Genomic DNA, 22,027 nt, shown 5'->3' with positions numbered 1-22,027 from the left:
TTTTTATTTTCCAAAAGGCTTACTTATTAAAATAAGAGAGGGGAGAAGTGTCAATACAGAAATCATTGCAAGTAACATTGCTATGCCGGTGAATACACCAAAATAAATTGTGGGTATAAATTTTGAGAAAACAAGAATCGAAAAACCAAATATAATTGTTATTGAAGTATTGAGTATTGCAACACCAACAGTAGAATGACAAATTGTTAGTGTTTTATTATAATCTTTAGTTTGTAAAAATTCTTCTTTAAATCTGTAAATATAGTGAATACTATTATCTACAGCAATACCGATTGTAATCGCAGCGATTGTTATGGTCATCATGTCAAGAGGTATTCCTAATAACCCAATAATTCCTAAAATAAAAAAAGCAGCAATAAAGTTTGGAACTACTCCGATTAAAGATAATTTTATATTTCTAAATAAAACCACAAACATTATAAAAATACCTATCATTACTAGACCTAATGTAAGTATTTGTGATTTAAAAAGACTTTGAAGTAAATTGTTAAATAAAATTAAAACACCAGCAAGTTTAAATTCATCTTTGTTAAGTTTTAGTTTATTTTCTAGATCATAATTTATTTGGTTTATTAGATCATTTCTTCGCAAGCCATCTTGTGAGTCAATAATTCTTAAGCTAATTCTAGCTTCATTATTTTTTATTGAGATATATGGATCAATGATATCTTTTTTTATACTTTCTGGAATTTTTGAATAAAGAACTCCCATCTCTAGTGTCCCCAGAGGTTTATTATTATTCAATTGTGTAGCAACTTCTATAATAGAACTGAAGGATAAAACTTTACCCACTGCTGTTAAACCATCAAGATAATCATGAACTGCTTTGATTTTATCCACCTTATCTTTGGTAAACCAATATTGATCATCATTACCACTTTCTTCATCTCCCCAATCCTCAAACTCATCATCTTCATTAGATTCAGATGTTTCCTTATTAGGGAACTTTAAAATAACCTCTAAAGAAGTGGTGCCACCTAGTTTTTCATCGATAAGTTTCATACCTTTATATATTTCAGTATTTTTATTGAAATAATTTATAAAGCTATTTTCTACCTGAAGACGACTTATGCCAATTATACTTAAAATAATAACTAAACCTGTTAGAGAAAATATTGTTTTTTTATTATTGATAGAAATTTTGCTAAAAAAAGAAGTAATTTTTGAATCTTTATCTTCATTAATCTCTAACTTATTATCTGAAGTAAAACTCAAAAGAGTAGGCAACAAAGTGAATGTTATAATAAAAGATGTAATCAATCCAAAAGTCATCATCCATCCAAAATCAATAATAGGCTTAATTTCACTAAACACCAAGGACAGAAAAGCACATATAGTTGTTAATACTGTATAAATAATAGGCCAAAACATTTTTCCAACAGTCATAGAAATAACTTCGGAATTACTCAAAACTGGAAAGTCACTTCTTAGCTGCAAAAATCTTGTGCTCATATGAATGTTCATTGCCATTGTTAAAATTAACATGAGCGCAATAAAGTTAGATGAAATTACAGTGACCTTCCATCCTAAAAGACCAAGAAGTCCAGTCATTATTAAAACTGAAAAAAAACAACTACTAATTGGAATAATTATCCATATTAATTTTCTAAAAACATACCAAAGAGTTACCACGATGAATAAAAGCACGCCTAAGCCAAAAACTATAATATCACTTTTAATAAATGACATCATGTCATCAGCTATCATTGGGATTCCTCCTAGATATATTTTTCCATCATCCTCATAACTCTCAATAACCTCTCTAATCTGAAGAATATTTTTATGATTATCTTTTTTTAAAGTATCTTTATAATCTTCTATTTCTTTTTTAGTTTTATCTTTAATATTGTTATGATTATTCTCTTTAATATAGACGATGATGCCGCTTGTTTTACCATCTTCACTAATTACAAAATTTCTAAATACTGGGCTATTTAATATTTCTTCAAACCCCCTCTCTTTATCAACATCTTCATCTTTTAAGGTTTTAAAGCTTTCTAATCTTTCTTGAAGTGGTGCTTTAGAATTATTCAATAAAGGCACATCTAACAACGTAACAACATTATCAACCCAATCTAAACTCTGAATTTTATATTTTAAACTTAATAAATTATTAACTGAAGACTCTTCCACCATCCCTTTATTAGGTGTGTACGTTAAAATTAGAAATTCTTTAGATCCATATCTTTTTGTAATTTTCTTTAAATATTCAAGATCTGGGTCTCCTTCGATTAAAAGAGTATCTGAAGAAGCATCCAACCTAAAATCTTTAGAAAAATATCCAAAACTTAATAGTGTAATTAAAAGTAATACAAAAATAGATTTGGGATTTTTTAGAATAGTATTTTGGTATAAATGAGATAGCATTTAAAGCTATTTATATTGGATATTAGTTAATTTGAGTATCTTTAAATTTAGTAAACATTGCTTCAAATTCTACCATAACGTTACCAGTGGGCCCATGTCTTTGCTTTCCAATAATAAGTTCAGCTAAATTTGAGACTTCATTCATTTTAGCTTGCCATTCTGCATGTTCTACGGTTGCTGGCCTAGGTTCTTTTCTCTCTAAATAATATGCCTCTCTATAAACAAACATAACAACATCAGCGTCTTGTTCTATTGAGCCAGATTCTCTTAAATCTGATAGTTGAGGCTTATGATCATCTCTCTGTTCTACTGCTCTTGATAGTTGTGAAAGTGCAATAACAGGAAGTTTAAGCTCTTTTGCCATCGCTTTAAGTCCTTGAGTAATTTCAGAAATTTCCTGAACTCTTCCATCTCTATTATTTCCCGATCCTCTCATAAGCTGGATATAATCAACAACAATTAAATCTAAACCAAATAATCTTTTAATTCGTCTTGCCCTATTGCTCATTGCTGCAATGCTAATTGCAGGGGTCTCATCTATATATAAGGGAAGTTCAGATATGTTTTTTGAAGTTTCAATAAATTTATCAAACTGTTCATCACTTATTCTTCCTCTTCTAATATCGTTTGATTTAATTCTAGATTGCTCAGCTAAAATCCTAGTTGATAATTGCTCTGAAGACATCTCTAGAGAAAAAAAAGCAACTGCAGATTTTTTACCAGCCTCTTGTAATTTTTGGGCAGCATTAAAGGCTATATTTGTAGCTAAAGCAGTTTTACCCATAGAAGGTCTTCCAGCAATAATAATCAAATCTGAGTTATGAAGTCCACCCAGTCTATCATCTAAGTCTCTTAAACCAGTTGGTACACCAACAATCCCTTCATCATTTTTATAGGCGGCTGAAGCCATCTCAATAGTTTGTTTCATTGCTTCATCAAATTTAACTAACGAGGAATTAAAAGATCCTTTTTCAGCAAGGTCAAATAATAATCTTTCTGAGTTTTCAATTATATTTTGTCCATTTACATCTAGCGCATTTAGTTTTGCAGCATCAATTGTATTTTCTGATATCTTGATTAACTCTCTTCTCACAAACATATCATAAATAATTCTTGAATATTCTATTGCCTGTCTTGGCGGTGTAGAAAATTTTGTAACTTTAACTAGATATTCAGGAACATTTAGTTCATCTTTTTCATTTTCAAAATAATTTTTTAAGGTAATGGGATTTGCAAGCATCCCTTTATAAATAAGGCTTTCAATTGCTGAAAAAATATTCTGATGCATAGGGTCGTAAAAGTTGATACTTGAAATAATAGTATTTATTTCATCGAATATTTCGTTTTGAACTAATATTGATCCAATTACAGCTTGTTCAGCTTCAATGTTATTGGGAAGTTCTTTAAAGGCATCTTTAACAACACTTAAATTATTTACCATGAATAAACCTTAACCGAAATAAGATTTAAAAAAATAACAAATATATGCTGGGGAAAAAATTGTATAATTATTGAATTGTCTCTGCTGTAACTACATTTATAGTAATTAAAAAATCTACTTCAGAGTGTAAGATAATTTTTACTTTAAATTTACCAAGAGACTTAATTTCAGTTATTGGTTGTATCATTGAAGGCTTGATATCAAGCTTATCATTTTCTTGTATTAGTTTTGCAATTTCTGTTGGTTTAACAGAACCATAAAGTTCTTTATTTTCTGTGCTTAGTTTTTGGATTTCATACTCTTTGTTATTAATTTGTTCTGAAATTTTTTGCGCATCTTTTTTTTTTTCAGTATCTTTTTTTCCTAATTCAGATTTAATTTTTTCAACTTCAGCAATATTTTCTTTTGAGGCGTAAAGAGCCTTTTTATTTGAAATTAGATAGTTTCTAGCAAAACCTCTTTTTACATCTATAATTTCACCAATAGATCCGATTCTTCTAAGGTTTTCTAAAAGTATAACTTTCATTTAAATTAGTGCCAAGTTTCTAGCTCGTTTAATAGACAATGATAGCTCTCTTTGTTTTTTTTGTGAAACATTTGTAATTCTTGATGGTAAGATCTTACCATTTTCAGACATATATTTTTTTAACAATCTGATGTTTTTATAATCAACTACTGGTGCACCTTTTGTTGATAGTGGGCAAGATTTTTTAAATTTATATTTATTAGGTTGAAATAGACTTAATTTTGCAAAGTTACTTTGGCTTCCTTTTTTCTTATTACCCGCTCTTTTTTTTGATGGCATAATTAATCTCTATTATAATCTTTTTTGTATTCTTTTTTTTCATATTCATCTTTTTTTGAAAAATACTTCGCTTCTAAATCAAATTTTTTAACCTTCACGGTCATATACCTTAAAAGATTTTTATCAATAACTTCATTTTTTTCTAATTCGTCAATAATTTTTCCAGAACCTTTAATTTTAAAGTGCATATAGATGCCTTTTTTGTTTTTTTTAATAGCATAGGCTAGGTTTAATAAGCCCCAATCTTCAGTCTGAACTATTTCGCCATCATTTTTTTCTACTATTTTAGAATATTTTTCAGCCAATTGCTTAACTTGAGCTGGGCTGGTATCTTGTCTGGCAACTATTGTGTGTTCGTATAAATTCATAAATGTTCTTTAATAAAAAGTGAGGATATACTATTATAATAATTGAATTACAACACTTAAAACCATAATAAAATTTAGATAATTAAATGTTTTCTGTTATTTTTCCAGGTCAAGGCTCACAATTAGTAGGAATGGGCAAAGACTTACATGCTAAATATAGCTTAGTTCAAGATTTATTCAAGGAAGCAGACGATACACTTGGTTTTTCACTGTCAAACCTTATTTTAAATGGTCCTAAAGAAGAATTAAACCTAACCGAAAATACTCAGCCTGCAATATTTTTACTTAGCTACTCAATATTCAGATTAATTAAAGAAGAGTTTAAAATTGATTTAGATAAAGCAAAATTTTACGCAGGTCATTCTTTAGGAGAATATTCTGCACTAACGGCCGCAGGATCTTTATCATTTTCAGAAACTTTAAAGATTTTAAAGATTAGAGGTAACGCAATGCAAAATTCAGTTCCAAAAGGTGTTGGTGGAATGGTTGCAGTTTTAGGCTCTGAAATTGAAGTGATAAAAAAAATTATTGATGAAAATAAAAATAATTATGAATGCTTTATAGCAAATGATAATTCTGTGGGGCAAATAGTTTTAAGTGGAAAAATTGAAGATTTAGATAAAATGATGATTGATCTAAAGGATTCTAATATTAAAAATATTAAACTTCCAGTCAGCGCCCCATTTCATTGTAAATTAATGAATAATGCAACAGTTGTAATGAGAGATGAAATAGCCAAATTAAATTTTAATGAGCCAAAAAAAGCTCTTATTTCAAATGTTACAGGAAAAGAAATATTAAATTCAAATGAATTAAAAGAATTATTAGTTAGACAAATTGAAAGCAGTGTCCGTTGGCGTGAAAGTGTTTTACTAATGATTGAGAAGGGTATTACACAATTTATAGAAATAGGTCCTGGTAAAGTTTTATCTGGCTTGATAAAGAGAATTGATAAGAATGTAAAAGTTAGTGCAATAAATTCAGAAGAAGATATAAGATTAATAAATATTGATGAGTAACTTAAAGAATAAAAATATCATAGTCACAGGTGCCTCAGGTGGAATTGGTAACTCTATAGTTGAAAACTTAAGTAAAAATGGTGCAAATGTTTTAGCAACTGGCACAAGAATAGAAAAATTAGAAGAGTTAAAAAAAAAATTTAATAATATAAGTATTCTAAAATTTGATATTTCTCAACATGAAAAAATTGAAGAATTTATAGAAAATGCAACACAAGAATTAGGTGGATCATTAGATTGCATAGTTAACAATGCAGGCATTACAAAAGATAATTTAACTATTAGAATGAGTTTAGAAGAGTGGTCAAAAGTAATAAATATTAATTTAACTTCCACTTTTTTGATGTGTAAATATTCAATAAAAAAAATGCTTAAAAATAAATCTGGAAAGATTATTAATATTACTTCGGTAGTAGGACATACAGGTAATGCAGGTCAAGCTAACTATACAGCATCAAAAGCTGGAATTGTTGCTATGTCTAAAAGTTTAGCTATCGAATATGCCAAAAAAAATATAAATGTAAATTGTATCTCACCTGGCTTTATAAGCACTGCTATGACAGATCAGATTAATGAAAAGCATAAAGAAGCAATTATAGCTAAAATCCCATCTAATAGACTGGGTAAACCTGATGATATTGCTAATGCTGTATCTTTCTTAGGCTCTGATCAATCAGACTATATTACTGGTGAAACCCTACATGTTAATGGTGGCATGTATTTGGGTTGACAAAGTTGCTTTTTGGACTATTAACGAAATATAACAAAAAGGAACATTATGTCAGAAGATATTTCAAATAAGGTTAAAAAAATTGTAGCGGATCACTTAGGTATAGACGAAGCAAAAGTGTTAGAAGATTCAAGTTTTATAGACGATCTTGGAGCAGATAGTTTAGATACAGTTGAATTAGTAATGGCTTTTGAAGAAGAATTTGGTTCAGAAATTTCAGACAGTGAAGCTGAAAAAATTCTTACAGTAGGTGATGCTGTTAATTTTATAGCAGGCAAAGCAAACTAGAAATTTAAATGTCCATAAAAAAAGATGGGATTATGGTGATTTTATCATCCCCATCTGGGGCAGGTAAAACCACTTTAGTAAAACTTCTTTCTAAAAATAAAAATTTTCACATATCAATATCTCACACTACTAGAAAACCAAGACATAACGAGATTGCAGACAAAGATTATTATTTTATAAATAATGATAAATTTGAAGCATTAGTTAAAAATGAGGAATTCTTAGAGTATGCTACTGTTTTTGATCATCTTTATGGCACAACAAGAACACCTGTCATAGAGAAACTAGAAAAAAGTGAAAACGTAATATTTGATATTGACTGGCAGGGTGCTGATCAAATTAAAAATAAAAAGTTAAATTATAAATTAATAACTTTTTTTATTCTACCTCCAAGCAAAGAGGTATTATTTAAAAGATTATCTAATAGAGACATGAAAGATAAGCTGATTGTAGAAGAAAGAATGAAAGAATTTAGTAGAGATGTACTACATTGGATCAATTATGATTATGTAATCGTAAATGATAACTTGGATGATTGCTACTCCAAAATTAGTAATTTGATTGATGCAGAAATAAATAATGGATCAAAAGATTATGACAAAGAATTTATCAGAAAACATGTCAATAAACTAATTTCTTAAACTCTCATATTCTTTAACAAGTTTAAAATACATTTCAGGTTCTAGATTCTGTGGCCTAAGATTAAGATCAATATTAAACTTTTTTGAAACACTCTTTGAATCTTTAAAGATTTGATTAAATGGCTTTTTAAGCATTTTTCTTCGTTGGCTAAAAAAAACTCTAGTGATCATTTCAAGATTTTTAGCTTCTTTTAATTCAAAAAAATTTTCTCTTGGTGTAAATAATAAAAGTGTACTATCAACCTTAGGTCTTGGGGAAAAACTTTGTGGTTTAATGTCTACAATTTTTTTAATATTTAATTTCCAGTTTGATAAAATAGATAATCTTCCATATTTAGATGTATTAGATTCTGCAATAATTCGATCAGCTACTTCTTTTTGAAACATTAATACCAAGCTTTCAAACCAGAAATCTTTATCTATGTTAACTATCCATTTTGAAAGTATTTCGGTGGAGATATTATAAGGCAAGTTTCCAAATACAGTCAGTTTTTCATTAGAAATTTTTTCTTCAGATACTTTTAAAACATCCTCATTAATAATAGTAATTTCATTATTAAATTTATCTTGTAATAATAAGGCTAGTTCATCATCCTTTTCAATTGTATAAACTTTTTTAGGATTTTTTTTTAAAATGAATGAAGTTAAATTTCCACTACCTGGACCGATTTCTAAAATTTCTTTATTTGTAATTTTAACTGTATCAACAATCAGTTCTAGAATATTGCGATCTATCAAGAAATTTTGACCTAAACTTTTTTTGGATTTAAAAAACATTTATTTATCTAAAAATTTTAATGCCTCTATTAAGCTTTTAGGGTCAGATAAATTTTTACCTAACATAGAAGAATTTGGACCATGATCTGGTGAAATGCGAATAAACGGTAAACCAAGAGTTATATTAATAGCATCAAAGCCAAATAGGGCCTTCATAGGAGTCAAAACTTGATCATGGTACATTCCAACAATTACATCAAATTCATTCAAATTTTTTTTCATAAAAATAGTATCTGCAGGAAAGGGACCTTCAATTTTATAATTTTTGATCTTTAAGTTTTTAATAGCAGGTTTAATTATTGTATTTTCTTCACTGTTAACAAAGTTACTTTCACAGTGAGGATTAAGACCTGTTATTGCAATTTTTGGATTTCTTTTAAAATTTTTTTTATAAAATTCAGCAATTAATTTTATATGTATGTATATTTTTTTTTTTGAAATATGTTTATGCACATCCTTTAAAGCAAGATGTGTTGTTAATGGACTAACTGATATTTTTTTATTAAAAATTAGCATGGCAAATTCATTTTTTTTACTCTCATTAGCTAAATACTCTGTAATCCCTAAAATTTTTCCTTCTAAGAAATGTTTTTTAGAAATTGGACCATTGATTAATTTAGAAAATTTATTTTTTCTAAGAATTTTTATGGCAATGTCAAAAGATTTTTTAATATAGTTATTTGATTTTTTAGAAATTTTTTCAAATGCATTTATAAAATTATAGTTTACGTTAATAATATTAATCTTATCATTATTTAGTTTTTTAAAATTTATATCGTTTAGATCTAATTCGTTTATCATAAAATTAAACCCCAGATGATTCATTTGTTTGATCAATAATTTTTTACAAACAATGATTATTAAGGGATTTTTGTAATAGTTTTTTTTTAAACTTTTAAAAAAAATTTCTAAAAAAATACTATTTGGCTCACCAGCAACTATTAAAATAGCATTATCTTTCATTGATAAATGTATTAATTTTTAATTTTTCAAAAAAAATATTAGAAAATTCATTATACTGACGATTTTTTTCAAATAGTATAATTTTATTTAATTCAGCTTTTAAATTTTTAGCCTGTTTAACTTTTTTTACATCCTCTAATTTAATTATTAAAAATCCAGAAGAAACTTTGATAGGTTTAGTTATATCATTTATCTTTAATATATTTATATTTTTTAAAATTTTTTCTGAAAATTGGTTTTCATCTATCCATCCAATTTTACCTCCTGATTTGGAACTTTCTGAAATACTAAAAAGACTTGCCGACACATCAAAACCTTTTTCAGAAATACTTTTCTTAATCTCTTCAAATCTTTGTTCTAAAATCTCACTATCTTTTAATTCAAAAAGAATTTCACTTAGCAGAAATGATTTTTTTTCAGTTAGTTTTCTTTTGGATATTCTTTTTTTTATTTTTTCTTCATCTATATTTATTTTTTTTGAAAACTTTAAAACAATTAATTCCCTCCAAAGCTGATCTATTTGAAATTTTTTCTGCAAATATTCATACTCGAGGTTATAATCTTTTAAGTGTTTTTTTATTTCTTTATTAGAATTAATATTATTTTTTTTAAAGTGTTGATTAATTATATCGTCTATTAAATCGTAGTTTTTATCTAAATCAAAAGTTTTTTTTAATTCATTGGTTTTGATTTTATCATTAATTGATTCTTGTTTTGCTATCTCTAAGCCTTGTTTCTCATCTAATTTTGAGAAATTTTTATCAATTAATAACAAGAATCTATATTGATTTTTGATATCAATATTTGTAATCATAGTGTCGCCAATATTATAAATTATTTTTACATTATTTTCGGCTTTAATTGATAAATTAAAAGCCATTATGTATAAACTAATCACGCTAAAAATAAGCTTTAGAACTCTATACATTATTTTAACCTTGGAGATTTTATTTTGCCAAATGGCATAACTGTTAGTGTGAAATAAATTTGTTCTTCCGATTTTAAATCACTATCGTTATAATATTCTTTTTTGTAGGCAATACCTGCTTCAAGACAATCATTTGTATACTGATAAATTAAATCATAATATTCTGTTAAATTAATTTTTCTATTCTTTCTTGTTCCAAAGCTCAAAGTATTGTTTTCATCAATTAACAATGAAGTTTTATTACTTATGAAGCTATTTTTATTTATACTATTTTTTTCATCCAAATATTCGAATGTTGTTACGAAATTATCAAAACTAAATTTTGTAGATATTAAGTCATAATTTGATTTTTTTAAGTTTTCTTTCATGTTAAAATCATATTTAAGGTTAAAGCTGTCATTTAGGTTGTACTCTATGTTAGCAAAAATATCAGATGACTTTTTACCTATAGAGCCATTTATTGGCAGATCATCATTCTTTTTATATCTATAGTTTTGTGCAATATTAAAAGAGAAGTACTTATCTGATTTGAGATATTCTTTTTTATATTTTCCTCCTACTGCAATGGACAAACCACTTTCCACTGCGTCCGATGTACCTATTCTATTAAATGAAAAGACATTATTAATATCAATTCTTTCATCATTTTTAGTTAAACTTTCATTTTTAGTGGGACTAAAATTAAGAGAAGTAGTAGGTGTGAATAAATTTTTTGATAAAAGGTTTTTTTTCGATAATGGGTAAGATAACTTATATGAAGCTAATGGAAGTAGCTGTGCGTCTTCTTTATTTTTAAAAGTAGTAGAATTTACACCTTTACTATTAACATTTTTTAGCAGCGCATAAAAATCATTCTTGATCCCTTTGTCAAAATAAGTATTAGAATATAAGAGATCATTTATTAAAACACCATCATATGCATTGGTATTATATTTTTTTTGATAACCCTCAGTTTTTAAAGTAAAATTTCCAGGTAAACTAAAGTTACTTTCTAACTGTCTTTCAACTTCAAAACTAGGGTAAATGAAAGTATACTTGTCACTTTCATTTTTCTTCGTCAGATCCTCATATGAATCGATCGAGATATCGAAAGTTGTTTTTTCAGCTGACCCATACAAATTTAAATAAGAATTTAAAGTAGAATTGTTATCTATTAAAGGTGAGTCTATTTTATATGTTTTTAAATAAGTATTATTCGAAGTGTTCTGTAAATTAATCTCCAGTGTCATTTCTTCAAACTCTGAAGAATCAAAATCTATTATAGAATTAGAAAAAAAATGAGTTGTAGTCTGATTTTTAGAAAAGTTTAAACTTTGTTTTTTAAGAAAACTTGCATCAATTATGTTTTTAGACTTTCTTGTATAATGACGATATTCATTTTGTATAAGTAATGACTCATTTGAGTAAATTCTAGGTTTAAATGTAAGGTCGTTATGATCACCTAGAACTTTATAATAAGGAATGTGGACTGAAGAACCTGTGGAACTAGAGTTGGCATATAGTGGCATTAGATAACCAGATTGTCTTTTTACTGTTGGATCTGGGTGGTAAAATTTTGGGAAATATAAAACAGGTTTATCGTAGATTTTTAACCAAGCATTTTTATAATTTATTGTTTTTTCTTTTTTATTGTGTTCAACTTCCTCTGCTGAAATGACCCAAGGGGGACATTTTTCACTTTTTTTACATGTTGTAAAAGTACCTTTAGAGATTTTACTTAAATTATTATCTGCAAAAATACTAGCCCCCTTGACTCTAGGACTATTTTTAGGGTTGCCAAAAAAATTATTATTAAAGTTTATTGCAATATCTTTACCTAAAATTTTACTTGAGTTTAAGTCTAGGATAGCTTCATCTAAGGAATATCTATTTTTTTGTGCATCAATGTATTTGACACTATTTGCATTGATTTGATTTAAAAGTCTAAAGTATTTAAAACTTGATACTATAAATTGATTATCCAGATTGTCATTTATTTCGGTTGCAACATTAGATGAAACTAAACCTTTTAACTTATTATATGTCACTTGTTCTGTTGTTAAAAAATATTTATTTAAAAATTTTGCCTCTACATTACCCTCAAATTCGTAGCTTTTTTTTTCTTCGTTATAAACCGCCTCATCTGATAAAATTTCTATTTCAGCACTCGTATCAATAAATTTAATTTTTCCAATTATAGTGAGTGTTTTTTTTATTTTATCGTACTTAAATTTATTTGCAGTAATTTTTTGTTTTTTATTATTTAAAAAAATTTCTATCCCATTATAGCCTAATATTTTTTTCCCATTATCTACAATGTCTATTTCTTTACCATTAAACTCAAATTCACTAGATTGAGAAATTGAATTTAATATAAGTATAAAAAAAAATAATATAATTGAGATTTTTTTAAAACTATTATTTTTCATTTAACCTAACCATACCTATTGAACTCATTAGCGCTATTATCAGTAATGGAATCCAAACTGAAAAAGTAATGGGAAGTCTTCCATTTAATCCAAGTAAATTAAATAAGTAAATTATATAATATGTCATTACAGAAATTGAAACTCCTAATATAATATAAAAATAATTTTCTTGCGATCTTTTTACATTAAGCATTATTATACTAGCCAATAAAGTCATTAATACCATAAAAATAGGGTGTGAATAAAGCTTCTGGGTATGTAAGTCTAAATCATCCGTTGAGTATCCAAGATCAGTATAACTCTTTTTTAATTTTTTTAATTCTAAAAAAGATAGTGAGGATAAATTTGAAAATAAACTATTTATCTTTTTATAATCAAGATTTGTTTGAAAGAGAATTTCATTTTTACTATCTATAACCGTTGAATCAAATTTTACTACTTTAGCATTTTTGATTATCCATTTAGTTTTAGTAATATCAACTTCGTTACTAGTAATATTTTCAATTAATTCAAATTGTTTATTTAAAATAGTTATAGTGACACCACGTAGAATATTTTCATCCATTTTGTAGGCATTGATTAAGTTTATATTTCCATTTGCTTCATCCTTAATCCAAAGGCCATTTTCTGTTACAACAGCAAGGTATTTATTATCCTGGGAGTGCTTATTTTTAAAGTCTAGGTATATAAATTGTAATTTTGAAGAAAAACTGTAAAGAAAAATTGTAAGCAATAGAGCCAATATTAATGATATGGATAATATAGTTTTAAGTATTTTTATATTACTTAGTCCATAAGATTTAAAAACAATAAGTTCGTCCTTACTAAATATGTCTAAAAAAAAGAATTGAGTAGATATTAAAAAAATAAATGGTGTAATAAGAAATAATATAGATGGTACATTTAATAAAGTCATAAAGATCATAAAAAAAATTGATTTTTCCGTATCTTTAAAATGACTTATTTCCTCAAATATATTTAAAATAAAAATTAAACTAAAAAAAATAAAAAAAACCCTTACAAAGTTTTCTAAATATGTTTTTGTTATATATTTGACGTATGTTTTTAAAATCATTTGTTTAGTTTATTTTGAGCTTTCTGTTTATAAAAAAATATATATTTAACCACATTAAAAAAGGAAGAGATAAAAATAAAATGTTAGTAATTATGTTTGATATAAAGTACTGAGATGAAATTTCATGAACAACAATAGTCACAAGTGAAAAAAGAAATATAATAAATTTTTGTCTTTTATAATTGAGTTGATCTTTAGATAATAATAAAAGCAATGCACTAATTAGTGCCAATACAGGAATATAAAAAGCTACAATTATTCTTTCAAAAAGTTCTTGAACAGCCTCAGGAATAAATTTCTCATTACATCTGTCAAATGAATCTTTAAATTTAATAAAAGCCTGTCTTCTTTCTGATTGAGCATTTGTTTTTATGCGATAGATACAATTAAAGAGATAGGATGATTGAACTTCCTGAATTTTAGTGTAAGTGATAGTTTTAGTTGAGTATTTTGAAAGATCAAAATCTATTTTTTCAAAAGTAAAACTAGTAAATTTTGAGTCTTCACTTAATAAAAAAGTACCATCTAGTAGGGTTAGGAAATTGTTTTGGTTACTATTTTTAAAATAACCTCTTTCTGCAAATATAATGTTAAATCCATTTTTTTCTGAATTATCAACAGACATTATTGAGTCTTTTAAAAAAATATTTTTTAATTCTCCATATTTATTTTTTTCTTCTACAAACACAGTCAAATTAGAGACTGTATCATTAAAATTCCCTTCTTTAATTAAGGAAGGAAATAAGTCTAGACCAGATGCTCTTATATGTGACCTAGCACTATCTTGAGAATTTGGGATAATATATGTAGTTAGAATTAAAAGTGTTAATGAGGCTATTAAAGAATATTTAATGACTAAATTTACTATTTTTTTTTTTGTAACCCCATGTGTCCAAAAAATAATTAGTTCATTATTATTTTCATATCTCACAATTATGAAAAATAATGATAGAAAAAAGACAAATGGGTATATTTTACCAATAATTTTTGGGAATATTAGAAGGGTATAATTAAAATAAGTGGAAAAGCTGTGCCCATCTTCCGAAACAAAATCTAAAAAATTTACAGCCTGTATTACCCAAACAATTGCAGCCACACTCATGACTGAAAGTATAAAAAAAATAGTGACGTCGCTTATAAATTTAAAATAAATTTTTTTCATTGAAATTATTAATTTTTATACATATATAACATTCAACTTATGGTATGTATTTAAAAATCTATGTCTATTCAAATATCTTATAAAAATAATGCACCGAAAAAACCTTCAACTAATGTTGTTTTGTTTGTCGATGAAAAGTTCAATACAATTAAATTAAAAAAATATATTTCTAATTCAGAGTTTTCTTACATAAATGACTTATTAAAAACAAGTGATTTAAAAAAAAATCTATTAGTTTTTGAGGTAAATTCTAAAAAAAAGATAATTTTAATATCTATTAAAAACAACCTAGAAACTACTGATGTAGAAAATTTAGGAGCAGAATTCTACTCATATATTAATTATAGAAATAAAGGTGAATTTACAATAAATGCTGATAGCATAAAAAGTAAAATAGAAGATTTTATAGGTTATTTTCTTCACGGCTTAAAATTAAAATCCTACGAATTTAACATCTATAAATCTAAAAAAGAAAAAAAATCATTTTTAGTAAATATAATTGGTAAAAAAAGTAAATTAACTTTTAAAAATGAAGTAAAGTTTAAAGCTCTTGAAGAAGGAACTTTTTTTGCTAGAGACTTAGTGTCTGAGCCAGGAAATATTTTACATCCAGATGAATATGCAAAAAGAATAAATTCATTAAAAAAATTTGGTTTAAAAATAAATATATATGACAATAAAAAATTAAAGAAATTGGGCATGAATGCTTTACTTGGTGTAGGACAGGGAAGTGTTAGAGGATCATACCTAGTAACAATGGAATGGAATGGTGCAAAAAATAATTCTAGACCTTTAGCATTTGTAGGAAAAGGAGTTTGTTTTGACACAGGTGGTTATTCATTAAAACCAGCAAAATTCATGGAAGACATGACCTATGATATGGCAGGATCAGCTACGGTGGTTGGTTTAATGATGAACCTTGCATTAAGAAAATCTAAAATTAATGCAGTTGGTGTTGTTGGACTTGTAGAAAATATGGTAAGTGGAAATGCTCAAAGACCTGGAGATATCGTTAAATCTTATAGTGGTAAAACAATTGAAATATTAAATACAGATGCTGAAGGTAGATTAGTTTTGGCTGATGCATTAACATTTACTGAGAAAAAATTTAAACCTAAATTTATTGTTGATTTAGCAACTTTAACAGGTGCAATTATAGTTTCATTAGGGTCTGAATATGCAGGGTTATTTTCAAATGATGAAAAATTATCAAAACAATTATTAACAGCAGGTGAGAAGGTTAATGAAAAATTATGGAGAATGCCTCTACATAAAAACTTTGATAAGCTTATAGACTCAAAAAATGCTGATATGCAAAATATAAATTATGTTGGTGGAGCAGGATCAACAACTGCAGCACAATTTTTACAAAGATTTATTCTAAACAAGACACCTTGGGCTCATCTAGATATAGCGGGTATGGCTTTTTCAAAATATGGTGGAGCTTTAAACTCAGGTGGAGCAACCGGTTATGGAGTAAGATTATTAAATAAACTAATAGAGGATGATTATGAGTAATATAGAGCAAACACTATCAATTATTAAACCAGATGCAGTAGAAAGAAATTTAGACAATGAAATTAAGGAAATGTTTAAAAATAAAGGTTTTAATATTGTTAAAGATAAAAAAATCCAAATAGCTAAATCTGAAGCAGAACAATTTTACAAGGTTCATGAAACAAAACCATTTTATAACGATTTATGCACATATTTATCATCCGGGCCAATAGTTGTGATGGTGCTTGAAAAAGAGAATGCAGTTTTGGCAAATAGAGAGTTGATGGGAGCAACTAAGCCTGAAGAAGCCGCAGAAGGCACTATAAGAAAAAAATATGGAATTTCTATTGATAAAAATTCAGTACATGGATCTGATAGTGTTGAAAATGCCAAAATAGAAATTGATTTCTTTTTTAAAGATTAATAAAAAATTTTCTTAATAGCAGCAGGATATAATTTATGCTCTTGCTTCAAAACTTTTTTTGCTAAAGTTTTAGGATTATCTTTACTTGTTATTTTAATTTTTTTTTGCAATATTATTTTTCCAGAATCTAATTTAGCAGTTACATAATGAACAGTGCATCCTGCAAATTTTTCTTTATTTTTGATAGCTCTATTGTGAGTATCAAGACCTTTATATTTTGGAAGTAAAGATGGATGTATATTAATTATCTTACCATCAAATTTTTTAATAAATCCTTTAGATAGAATTTTCATAAAACCAGCCAAGCAAATAAATTTTATTTTTTTTTTTTAAAAATTTTAATATTTGATTTTCTGCAAAATTAACATTTTTATAATCAAATATTTTTTTACTAATTTTGGATTGATTGGCAAAATTCAAGCCCCTAGCTTTATTGGTATTAGAAATAATTACATTTATTGAGATAGGTGATTTTTTTATCTTAGAAAATCTTATTATATTTTTTAAATTACTTCCTTTTCCTGAAATAAAAACTGCAGTTTTTATCTTTTTAAGACCAGTCAATTTTTCCATTAAGCTTAACTTTATTTTTTCCAGCAGTTATTTTTCCAATAACATAAGGTTTAAATTCTTTTGTAAAAAATTTTGTAATTTTTTTTAGATTATTTGGTTTAATTATTAAACAAAAACCAACTCCACAATTAAATGTTTTTAACATTTCCCTATCTTCAATATTGTTTTTCTTTAACCATTTAAAAATTTTTTTAGTTTTAACCTTACCTAAGTCTATATTAGCAACCAATCCATTTGGCATAATTCTTTTAATGTTATCTGCTAATCCACCACCAGTTATATTTGCACAGCCTTTTAAAAAGTTTTTATCAATTAGGTTCAAAACCTCTTTCACATAAATCTTTGTTGGTTTTAATAATTCTTTTTTCAAAAATGGATCATTTTTTAAATTTATTTTTCCTTTCTTTAAAATATATCTAACTAAAGAATAACCATTAGAATGAATTCCACTTGAAGGTATAGCTAACACCAAGTCATTTTTTTTAATATTTTTTTTGTAGAGAATTTTCTTTTCATCAACTAACCCTACAGCAAAACCTGCTATATCAAATTTACCTTTTTCATAGGTACCAGGCATTTCTGCAGTTTCACCACCAACTAATTCACAGTTAGAAATTTTGCAACCTTTTACTATTCCTTTTAAGATAGATTTTAATTTTTTTAAATTAATCTTATTAATTGAAATATAATCTAAAAATAATAATGGTCTGGCTCCTTGAACAATTAAGTCGTTTACACTCATTGCCACTAAATCAATGCCAATTGTATCATATTTATTGAGTAAATTTGCTATTTCTACTTTTGTACCAACGCCATCAGTGCAAGCAACAATTTTGGGGTTTTTTAAATTTTTTGGGATGCTAGAAATTGAACCAAAACTACCTATGTTGTTCAACTTTTTTTTGCCTTTATTTTTTGATGAAATTGAAGAAATAAATTTAACAAAGTTGTCAGCTGCATTTATGTTTACACCACTTTTTTTATAGGTAAATTTTTTTTTTTCATTAGTATAAAATATGCAAATTATTAATAAAATGTTAAGATTACAAAAAGTATATATATTTTTTATTTCATTGGTTCTATTTATAATAATTTTTTCCACAACTTTTTTGAGTGCAAATACTTTTAAAGTGACTGATATTGATATTTCATCTCCATTTGAGCTAAATTTTAAGAAAAGCAGTGTCATAGACGAGGGTTTCAAAGCTTCTTTTTCAAACTTACTCTCCATGATTACAACCTCAGGTGATAAAAATAAAATTAAGAATATTAAAATTAAAGAACTCAAAGGCATGATCGATTCCTTTACAATAAGTGATGAAAAATTTATTAATAATGAATATTTTGCAAAGCTTGAAACTACTTTTAACAAAAAAAAAATTTTAAATTTTTTAGAAAAAAGAAATATATTTCCATCAATACCAATAAGAAATAAAGTTTTATTGATCCCAATATTAGTGGATACAAAAAATGAGAGTATTAATTTGTTTAATTCTAATATTTTTTATGAGAAATGGAATGATGAAAAAAATAATTATCAATTACTAGACTATTTATTACCAAGTGATGACCTTGAAGATTTGATCAAACTTCAAATGATGTCAAGTTCAATTGAGTCATATGATTTTATAGATTTAATAAAAAAGTATGATTTAAATGATTACATAATATCTATAATATATAAAAATAAAAATGATGTAAAAATACTTTCAAAAATTAATCTAAATAATTCTTTAAAAATAAATAATCAAAATTATTCCAATCTTGATTTAACTCAAGAAAATGACATTAATAAAATTTTAAAAAATTTAAAGAGTATTTATGAAGATGAATGGAAAAAAAATAATGAGATAAACACATCTATAAAGCTTCCTTTGACTATTTCTATAGAATCAATCAATTATAAAAAACTAATGTCCTTGGAAGAGACACTTGCTAATATTGATTTGATATCGAACTTTTATATACTTAAATTTGATAACAAATTTACTCAATATAGAATAATTTATAATGGTTCTCCAAAAACCTTTCTTAATGATATGAATAAAAAAAATTTTAATTTAATAATGGAAAATAATGTTTGGGCAGTTAAATGAAAAGTTTAAACCAATTATTATTAGATTTTGATTATGAACAAAATTTCAAAGATGACGATTTTTATGTTGGGAAAAGTAACTATCATTCTTTTGAATTAATTAATAAGTGGCCGAAATGGGAAAAAAATTTTTTAAATATTAGTGGAGAAAAATTTTCTGGCAAAACTCATTTAACTAACATTTTTTTGAAAAAATTTGGTGGAATTATAATTGAACCAAATTTGCTCAATGATGATAATTTAAAAGCAATTAAGCCTTATCAAAATGTTGTTTTAGATAATTTGACATTAAACATAGATGAAAAACTTATGTACACACTTTTTAATATAATTGATCAAGATAATAAATTTTTAATAATTACATCTTGTGAGCCAATAGTTGAAATTAACTTTAAATTAGAAGATCTTAAATCAAGAACTAAAAATTGTCTTTTAACAAAAATTGCAAACCCTGATGATGAATTAATGTTTGCTTTAGTGCTAAAAAATTTATCTGATAGACAGATTACCTTAGATAAAAAATTGATTGATTTTATTATTAAAAGAATTGAGAGATCGTATGGCAAAATATTTGAATTCATATATAAAATTGACAAGATTAGTTTAAAAAAGAAAAAATCAATCGACTTTAAGATTATAAATGAAGCATTAGAGGAATAAGTGAATAAATATAGAACACATAATTGTAGTGAATTAAATAGTGATAATAATGGTCAACAAATCATACTATCAGGATGGATCAATAAAAAGAGAGACCATGGAAATCTTTTATTTATAGATTTAAGAGATAATTATGGAATGACTCAATGCATTGTTGATAAAAGCAATGAAAGTTTTAAATTATTAGAAAAAATTCAGTTAGAAAGTGTAATTAAGATTAATGGAAAAGTTGTTAAGAGAAGTACTGACACTATTAACTCTGAACTTCAAACTGGAGAGATAGAAGTTAATATTGATAAATTTGAAATACTAGGCACATGTAAAGAACTTCCAATGCCTGTATTTAGTGACCAAGAATATGCTGAAGAAATTAGACTTAAGTATAGATTTCTTGATCTAAGAAGAAAAAAAATCCATGATAATATTATTTTAAGATCAAAAGTTATTTCATTTATCAGAAATGAGATGTTCAAATTAGGTTTTCTAGAATTTCAAACTCCAATACTTACATCTTCAAGCCCAGAAGGTGCTAGAGATTTTTTGGTACCGAGTAGATTAAATCCTGGAAAATTTTATGCTTTACCACAGGCACCTCAACAATTTAAACAATTAATAATGGTATCTGGATTTGATAAATATTTTCAAATTGCCCCATGTTTTAGAGATGAAGATGCTAGAGCCGATAGAAGTCCTGGCGAATTCTACCAACTTGACTTAGAGATGTCATTTATTGAACAAGAAGATGTATTTCAAGTTGTTGAAAAATTAATAGTTAATGTTTTTAAAAACTTTTCTTCAAAAAAGTTAATGCATGAGAAATTTCCAAGAATACCCTATGACGAAACTATGCTTAAGTATGGATCTGATAAACCTGACTTAAGAAACCCATTAATCATTTATGATTTATCAGACATATTTACACGTGATGATGTTAGTTTTGAAATATTCAAAAAACTTGTAAAATCTGGCTCTAAAGTAAGATGCATAGTAACGAAGAATACAAAAGAAAAACCTAGAAGTTTTTTTGATAATGTTGATAAATGGGCGAAGGAACAAGGTGCATCTGGTCTTGCTTATTTTACAATTGAAAAAAATGAAAATATCTCAGCCAAGGGACCTGTAGGTAAGTTTTTCTCCCAAGAATCTTTAGTTGAAATTATGAAAATTACTGGAGCTGAAGTAGGTGATAGTATATTTTTTGCTTGTGGAAAAATAAATGATGTTGAAAAAATTACCTCTCAAGCTAGAGATAAAATTGCTAAAGATTTAGACTTAATAGATGAAAATACTTTCGCATTTTGTTGGATTATTGATTACCCTATGTTTGAAAAAAATGAAGTTACTAATAAAATTGAATTTAGCCACAATCCATTTTCAATGCCTCAAGGAAATATAAAAGATATCGATTTTGATAATCCCCTTAATATTAAAGCCTATCAGTACGACATTGTCTGTAATGGTATAGAGTTATCCTCTGGTGCAATTAGAAATCATATACCTGAATTAATGTATAGATTATTCTCAATTGCTGGCTATCAAAAAGAACAAGTTGATGAAAAATTTAGTGGAATGATAAATGCTCTTAGTTATGGAGCACCACCACATGGTGGAATAGCACCTGGTATTGATAGAATTGTGATGCTTTTAGCAAATGAGAAGAATATTAGAGAGGTTACAATGTTTCCAATGAATCAAAATGCTCAAGACTTAATGATGAATGCTCCATCAGAAGTAAATGAAGAGCAACTTAAAGAACTTGGTCTAGCCTTAAAAGGTAAAAAATAA

The 22,027-nt window shown here is 26.3% G+C and carries 21 protein-coding genes and 1 pseudogene; 9 read left to right on the top strand and 13 right to left on the bottom strand.

The window, feature by feature from the left end; genetic code table 11:
* Positions 1-3 precede the first annotated feature (3 nt).
* The 5 genes from AC5YGA_RS04485 to rpsF all read right to left on the bottom strand — a co-directional run bounded on the left by AC5YGA_RS04485 (position 4) and on the right by rpsF (position 5,002).
* The gene (locus tag AC5YGA_RS04485) at positions 4-2,388 is read right to left on the bottom strand and encodes an efflux RND transporter permease subunit (RefSeq protein ID WP_415307933.1); all 2,385 of its coding nucleotides are present in this window, start codon (positions 2,386-2,388) and stop codon (positions 4-6) included.
* 22 nt (positions 2,389-2,410) lie between these two features.
* Positions 2,411-3,829 (bottom strand): replicative DNA helicase, encoded by a 1,419-nt coding sequence (locus tag AC5YGA_RS04480; protein ID WP_415307932.1) that lies wholly within the window; start codon positions 3,827-3,829, stop codon positions 2,411-2,413.
* A gap of 67 nt (positions 3,830-3,896) precedes the next feature.
* Positions 3,897-4,355 (bottom strand): 50S ribosomal protein L9, encoded by a 459-nt coding sequence (gene rplI / locus AC5YGA_RS04475; RefSeq protein ID WP_415307931.1) that lies wholly within the window; start codon positions 4,353-4,355, stop codon positions 3,897-3,899.
* Positions 4,356-4,634 (bottom strand): 30S ribosomal protein S18, encoded by a 279-nt coding sequence (gene rpsR / locus AC5YGA_RS04470; RefSeq protein WP_415307930.1) that lies wholly within the window; start codon positions 4,632-4,634, stop codon positions 4,356-4,358. It abuts the gene before it with no gap.
* A gap of 2 nt (positions 4,635-4,636) precedes the next feature.
* Positions 4,637-5,002, bottom strand: coding sequence for a 30S ribosomal protein S6 (rpsF, locus tag AC5YGA_RS04465; protein WP_415307929.1), 366 nt, complete (start codon positions 5,000-5,002; stop codon positions 4,637-4,639).
* Between the two features lie 86 nt (positions 5,003-5,088).
* Between rpsF and fabD the strand changes: the two genes are divergently transcribed.
* Genes fabD through gmk form a run of 4 tightly spaced genes read left to right on the top strand, consistent with a single transcriptional unit; the run spans position 5,089 to position 7,680 of the window.
* Entirely contained in the window at positions 5,089-6,021 is a 933-nt protein-coding gene (fabD, locus tag AC5YGA_RS04460; RefSeq protein WP_415307928.1) for an ACP S-malonyltransferase, read from the top strand.
* A complete protein-coding gene (gene fabG / locus AC5YGA_RS04455) occupies positions 6,014-6,751 on the top strand; it encodes a 3-oxoacyl-[acyl-carrier-protein] reductase (RefSeq protein WP_415307927.1) in 738 nt (245 codons plus the stop codon). Before fabD ends, fabG begins: the two co-directional genes overlap by 8 nt.
* 48 nt (positions 6,752-6,799) lie before the next feature.
* On the top strand, positions 6,800-7,039 hold the full coding sequence (locus tag AC5YGA_RS04450) for an acyl carrier protein (protein WP_415307926.1): 240 nt from the start codon (positions 6,800-6,802) through the stop codon (positions 7,037-7,039).
* 8 nt (positions 7,040-7,047) lie between these two features.
* Positions 7,048-7,680, top strand: coding sequence for a guanylate kinase (gmk, locus tag AC5YGA_RS04445; RefSeq protein WP_415307925.1), 633 nt, complete (start codon positions 7,048-7,050; stop codon positions 7,678-7,680).
* On the opposite strand, the gene rsmA is transcribed toward gmk, so the two are convergent.
* Genes rsmA through AC5YGA_RS04415 form a run of 6 tightly spaced genes read right to left on the bottom strand, consistent with a single transcriptional unit; the run spans position 7,669 to position 14,993 of the window.
* The gene (rsmA, locus tag AC5YGA_RS04440; protein WP_415307924.1) at positions 7,669-8,457 is read right to left on the bottom strand and encodes a 16S rRNA (adenine(1518)-N(6)/adenine(1519)-N(6))-dimethyltransferase RsmA; all 789 of its coding nucleotides are present in this window, start codon (positions 8,455-8,457) and stop codon (positions 7,669-7,671) included. The genes gmk and rsmA overlap by 12 nt on opposite strands.
* Positions 8,458-9,420: a 4-hydroxythreonine-4-phosphate dehydrogenase PdxA gene (locus tag AC5YGA_RS04435; RefSeq protein WP_415307923.1), complete on the bottom strand. Its 963-nt coding sequence runs from the start codon at positions 9,418-9,420 to the stop codon at positions 8,458-8,460. It abuts the gene before it with no gap.
* Complete coding sequence (locus AC5YGA_RS04430) at positions 9,410-10,300, bottom strand: peptidylprolyl isomerase (RefSeq protein ID WP_415307922.1); 891 nt, start codon at positions 10,298-10,300, stop codon at positions 9,410-9,412. Before AC5YGA_RS04430 ends, AC5YGA_RS04435 begins: the two co-directional genes overlap by 11 nt.
* A gap of 47 nt (positions 10,301-10,347) precedes the next feature.
* Positions 10,348-12,756, bottom strand: coding sequence for an LPS-assembly protein LptD (locus AC5YGA_RS04425; protein WP_415307921.1), 2,409 nt, complete (start codon positions 12,754-12,756; stop codon positions 10,348-10,350).
* Complete coding sequence (locus tag AC5YGA_RS04420; protein ID WP_415307920.1) at positions 12,746-13,831, bottom strand: LptF/LptG family permease; 1,086 nt, start codon at positions 13,829-13,831, stop codon at positions 12,746-12,748. The genes AC5YGA_RS04425 and AC5YGA_RS04420 overlap by 11 nt, the downstream gene beginning before the upstream one ends.
* A gap of 4 nt (positions 13,832-13,835) precedes the next feature.
* Entirely contained in the window at positions 13,836-14,993 is a 1,158-nt protein-coding gene (locus tag AC5YGA_RS04415; protein ID WP_496169975.1) for an LptF/LptG family permease, read from the bottom strand.
* A gap of 60 nt (positions 14,994-15,053) precedes the next feature.
* Here AC5YGA_RS04415 and AC5YGA_RS04410 point away from each other — a divergent pair, with 60 nt between their 5' ends.
* Both AC5YGA_RS04410 and ndk read left to right on the top strand, forming a co-directional pair.
* On the top strand, positions 15,054-16,511 hold the full coding sequence (locus AC5YGA_RS04410; protein WP_415307918.1) for a leucyl aminopeptidase: 1,458 nt from the start codon (positions 15,054-15,056) through the stop codon (positions 16,509-16,511).
* Positions 16,504-16,914: a nucleoside-diphosphate kinase gene (ndk, locus tag AC5YGA_RS04405; RefSeq protein WP_415307917.1), complete on the top strand. Its 411-nt coding sequence runs from the start codon at positions 16,504-16,506 to the stop codon at positions 16,912-16,914. Before AC5YGA_RS04410 ends, ndk begins: the two co-directional genes overlap by 8 nt.
* On the opposite strand, the pseudogene purN reads toward ndk, so the two are convergent.
* A pseudogene (gene purN, locus AC5YGA_RS04400) lies at positions 16,911-17,487 on the bottom strand (phosphoribosylglycinamide formyltransferase). The gene ndk and the pseudogene purN sit on opposite strands and share 4 nt — an antisense overlap.
* A complete protein-coding gene (gene purM / locus AC5YGA_RS04395) occupies positions 17,465-18,718 on the bottom strand; it encodes a phosphoribosylformylglycinamidine cyclo-ligase (RefSeq protein WP_496169974.1) in 1,254 nt (417 codons plus the stop codon). Before purM ends, purN begins: the two are co-directional and overlap by 23 nt.
* On the opposite strand from purM, the gene AC5YGA_RS04390 reads away from it, so the two are divergent.
* Genes AC5YGA_RS04390 through aspS form a run of 3 tightly spaced genes read left to right on the top strand, consistent with a single transcriptional unit; the run spans position 18,717 to position 22,027 of the window.
* Positions 18,717-19,583 carry a hypothetical protein gene (locus AC5YGA_RS04390; protein WP_496169973.1) on the top strand — a complete coding sequence of 289 codons (867 nt, stop codon included), beginning with the start codon at positions 18,717-18,719 and terminating at the stop codon, positions 19,581-19,583. The two genes, purM and AC5YGA_RS04390, sit on opposite strands and share 2 nt — an antisense overlap.
* A complete protein-coding gene (locus tag AC5YGA_RS04385) occupies positions 19,580-20,242 on the top strand; it encodes a P-loop NTPase family protein (RefSeq protein WP_415307913.1) in 663 nt (220 codons plus the stop codon). Before AC5YGA_RS04390 ends, AC5YGA_RS04385 begins: the two co-directional genes overlap by 4 nt.
* Positions 20,243-22,027 carry an aspartate--tRNA ligase gene (aspS, locus tag AC5YGA_RS04380; protein WP_415307912.1) on the top strand — a complete coding sequence of 595 codons (1,785 nt, stop codon included), beginning with the start codon at positions 20,243-20,245 and terminating at the stop codon, positions 22,025-22,027.

This window comes from Candidatus Pelagibacter sp. uisw_091 (genome assembly GCF_059512525.1).
This window is presented reverse-complemented; position numbering and strand designations above follow the sequence as displayed.